The sequence below is a fragment of the Okeania hirsuta genome (assembly GCF_003838195.1).
Lineage (GTDB): Bacteria > Cyanobacteriota > Cyanobacteriia > Cyanobacteriales > Microcoleaceae > Okeania > Okeania hirsuta.
This window is the reverse complement of sequence record NZ_RCBY01000438.1, coordinates 1-3,126: the sequence shown is the minus strand read 5'-3', so window position 1 is coordinate 3,126 and position 3,126 is coordinate 1. Positions and strand designations below refer to the sequence as shown.

Genomic DNA, 3,126 nt, shown 5'->3' with positions numbered 1-3,126 from the left:
AGAGACTTCATTTGATAAGTGGAAAGGCAATGACAAGGGACGAAGGTCCCTCGACGGGGCTCGGGCTGACACGGTTTGTGTGTGCTGGAACGCAGTGTCACCCTGACCGAAGTGGAAGGGCCTAAGCTTTTTCCTTCCGCTTTTCCAGAGACTTCATTTGATAAGTGGAAAGGCAATGACAAGGGACGAAGGTCCCTCGACGGGGCTCGGGCTGACACGGTTTGTGTGTGCTGGAACGCAGTGTCACCCTGACCGAAGTGGAAGGGCCTAAGCTTTTTCCTTCCGCTTTTCCAGAGACTTCATTTGATAAGTGGAAAGGCAATGACAAGGGACGAAGGTCCCTCGACGGGGCTCGGGCTGACACGGTTTGTGTGTGCTGGAACGCAGTGTCACCCTGACCGAAGTGGAAGGGCCTAAGCTTTTTCCTTCCGCTTTTCCAGAGACTTCATTTGATAAGTGGAAAGGCAATGACAAGGGACGAAGGTCCCTCGACAGGGCTCCATTAGACTTGTATTGTCAACTAATTTTTAAAAAAGTTGATAAATTCAGGCTAGTGGAAATGTGGAAAAAGAAGGCCAAGATCAACTGGGCTCTAAGCTTCGAGCTATTATTGCGATTCAGCTGTGGCCTTCTTTTACTCTGCAGAGACTCAATAGTAATGCAATCTATAGTTCCATAATGGACTTCGTCCAGCAGAGCTTTTCCACTTAAGTAATACCCGATTAACTTATGGAAAAATTTTCACTTTTTATTGGTATCGATTTAGGCAAAGGGGAATTTTATGCAGCTTTTCGCCATCAGTCTCAGTTTGTAAAAGAGCGCAAATATGAAAATACTGCCTCCGGTATCGCCCGCTTTATAAAGGATATCAAAGCTTTTGGCCTTGATCCGAATCAGGTGTTGATTGCTCTGGAACACTGTGGGGTTTATTTGGAAAAACTTCTAATGGCTCTTTATGGAGAAGGCTTATTTACCTGGCTATGGAATCCGCTGATCGCTAAACATGCGCCTTTGGATCTCACTAGACACAAAGACGATCCCCGGGATGCAAAATCGATGGCTATTCTGGCTCAAAACTACCAAGCAAAGGCTAGACGATATACGCCTCCCTCTGCGAGAGAAAGAGAGATAAAAGCCCTTTCCCTGCTCAGAAGGCAGTTAATCAAACAAAGAACACAGCTTATCAATCAACAGAAGAACAACCTCGATAAAGCGCTTCCACTCCCCTTAGCTGAGGAGGTTTTTCAGCAGCTCATCGATACCCTCACTGCCCAAATCAAACAGGTGGAGAAACAACTTCAAAAGACCCTCTTACAATCTGAACGATTCAAGAGAGTTTATACCATCCTTACCTCTATACCAGGAATCGGGCCGGTAACGGCTACTCAATTGATCGAGATAAGTAGAGGTTTCACAACTTTTAGCTCAGAAATAGCCTTAGCCAAATATGCCGGAACACTACCCTTGAAACATTTATCGGGCTCTTCGATCAAACGAAAACCCAGATCCTCGAAGAAAGCAAACAAGCAATTGAAGGTAAACTTAACCATGGGGGCAACCTCCCAAATTAGAAAAGGTATGTTCTTTGAAAACTTTTATCGATACAAGACCGAAGTACAGAAAATGGAGCACTTGAAGGTGATAAACATCATCAGAAATACACTCTTGAAACTTGCGGTCAAACTGGTCAAGCTTGATCAGGAATTTGACCCCGATATCTTCAGAAAAAATAAAAAATCCTGGCACGTTTTCTTGACTTTGTCATAGTAATCGCAATGACAGATTGTTGTGAGTTTTTTTAGCTGATCTGCGGTTTGAATTTCTCCCGCTTTCTCAAAACTCAACCCTATCAAAACAAGTACAAACAGACCTAGAGAATATAGGGTACCCATCTAAACCAATTCGTAAGACAGCAGGATGAATTCTCCTTTATCTTCTTTTTCCGGTAAAGGCTCCAAATAGCCCAATCGATATGTGATGGTCAAATTCTCCAATATAATCTGGTAGCCCATCGCAGGCCAATCCGTAAGTTCCTCAAGAGACTTTACTTCTTCAATTCGCCTTTTCGAAGGGCCTTTAGGTAAGTCTGAGCAGCCTCGCAATTGTAAAGTCCTGTAGTGGACTTGCCCGGATATCTTAAAACATACCTGCCCTGAAAGTTCTCCAATTGGGGGTTTCCTGGAAAGTGAGGTCCTGCGGAAGGTCTCTCGATTGTAGCGTACATGCATACGGCTGATATAGAGCTTGCCGGAATAATTGAAGTTATTCCGGCTTTTCAACCAATCAACTCCTGCATCCACAATTGGATAGCGTGAGTGCAGGGGTCGGACAAGGATCGCATTTGACGGATTGCTACCTGTAATGTCCCAGCCGTATTCAAACATTACTCCATCTTTTCCTCTTTCTGCCCAGGATTTATCGAAAAGGGAGTGTAAAAATTGTCAAATAAACCCGCTACCGGGAGCGGAACATCCATATTGCTGGAATTTCATGGGTCTGATAATTGGTGCATTCGATTCTTCCTTTTTTGAGAAGGCATAGACTATCATGTTTTGTCTCCTTTAGCATTGGCCATGCCCAAACGGATGGGCAACATAAACGCTCAGAATTATAGGTGATCTGAAGGGGATGGAGGTATTTGTTTCTCGCTCTTTTCGAAGGCTTTTTCATTGACTTTCACACAAAGAATTTCATTCCGCTTTTGATATAAGCTCTAATACTTCAGATGCTCCTTCGGAATTTTGTAAACATGGTCTTTCAGCCATTCTTCCAGGCCTTTGGATTTTTAGCTGAAAGGATGAGGATGTCATAGCCTCCTATGGAATACTTCTTCTGTACTTTTACTTTGTACTTTTTCTTTCGCCACTAACTACTACTTCATCCAATGCCATGATAGACATTGCCATTTCTCTTCTTATAGGCATAGACTCTCCTATAATGGTAATTCATTTTTATCCTCAGGTAGTGGGCAGTAAAAATCCGGGTCCTTATAGTTCACTAGCCGGGGAGCAGTATAGTCATTGAGTCGGGTGAATATGTCTTTTTCTGTGACCTTGATCTGTTCTTTCTTGAGTACCTGAGGAACAGGAACCACCATCGCGAAATCTTTGATGTCTCCATGGAAAT

The 3,126-nt window shown here is 43.6% G+C and carries 3 protein-coding genes; 1 reads left to right on the top strand and 2 read right to left on the bottom strand.

The genetic code is table 11. The features are described 5' to 3' along the window. Positions 1–729: 729 nt before the first annotated feature. The gene (locus tag D5R40_RS31480) at positions 730–1,767 is read left to right on the top strand and encodes an IS110 family RNA-guided transposase (RefSeq protein ID WP_124155773.1); all 1,038 of its coding nucleotides are present in this window, start codon (positions 730–732) and stop codon (positions 1,765–1,767) included. Positions 1,768–1,892: 125 nt separating this feature from the next. Here D5R40_RS31480 and D5R40_RS31475 read toward each other — a convergent pair whose 3' ends face one another. After that, positions 1,893–2,384 carry a hypothetical protein gene (locus D5R40_RS31475; RefSeq protein WP_124155772.1) on the bottom strand — a complete coding sequence of 164 codons (492 nt, stop codon included), beginning with the start codon at positions 2,382–2,384 and terminating at the stop codon, positions 1,893–1,895. A gap of 548 nt (positions 2,385–2,932) precedes the next feature. Further along, the coding region (locus D5R40_RS31470) for a DUF2330 domain-containing protein (protein WP_124155771.1) at positions 2,933–3,126 on the bottom strand (194 nt) is incomplete at its 5' end.

What these genes read in the sequence shown, in the direction of transcription:
- D5R40_RS31480 (WP_124155773.1), top strand. Translation starts at nt 730, where the DNA reads ATGGAAAAATTTTCACTTTTTATTGGTATCGATTTAGGCAAAGGGGAA.
- D5R40_RS31475 (WP_124155772.1), bottom strand. Translation starts at nt 2,384, where the DNA reads ATGTTTGAATACGGCTGGGACATTACAGGTAGCAATCCGTCAAATGCG.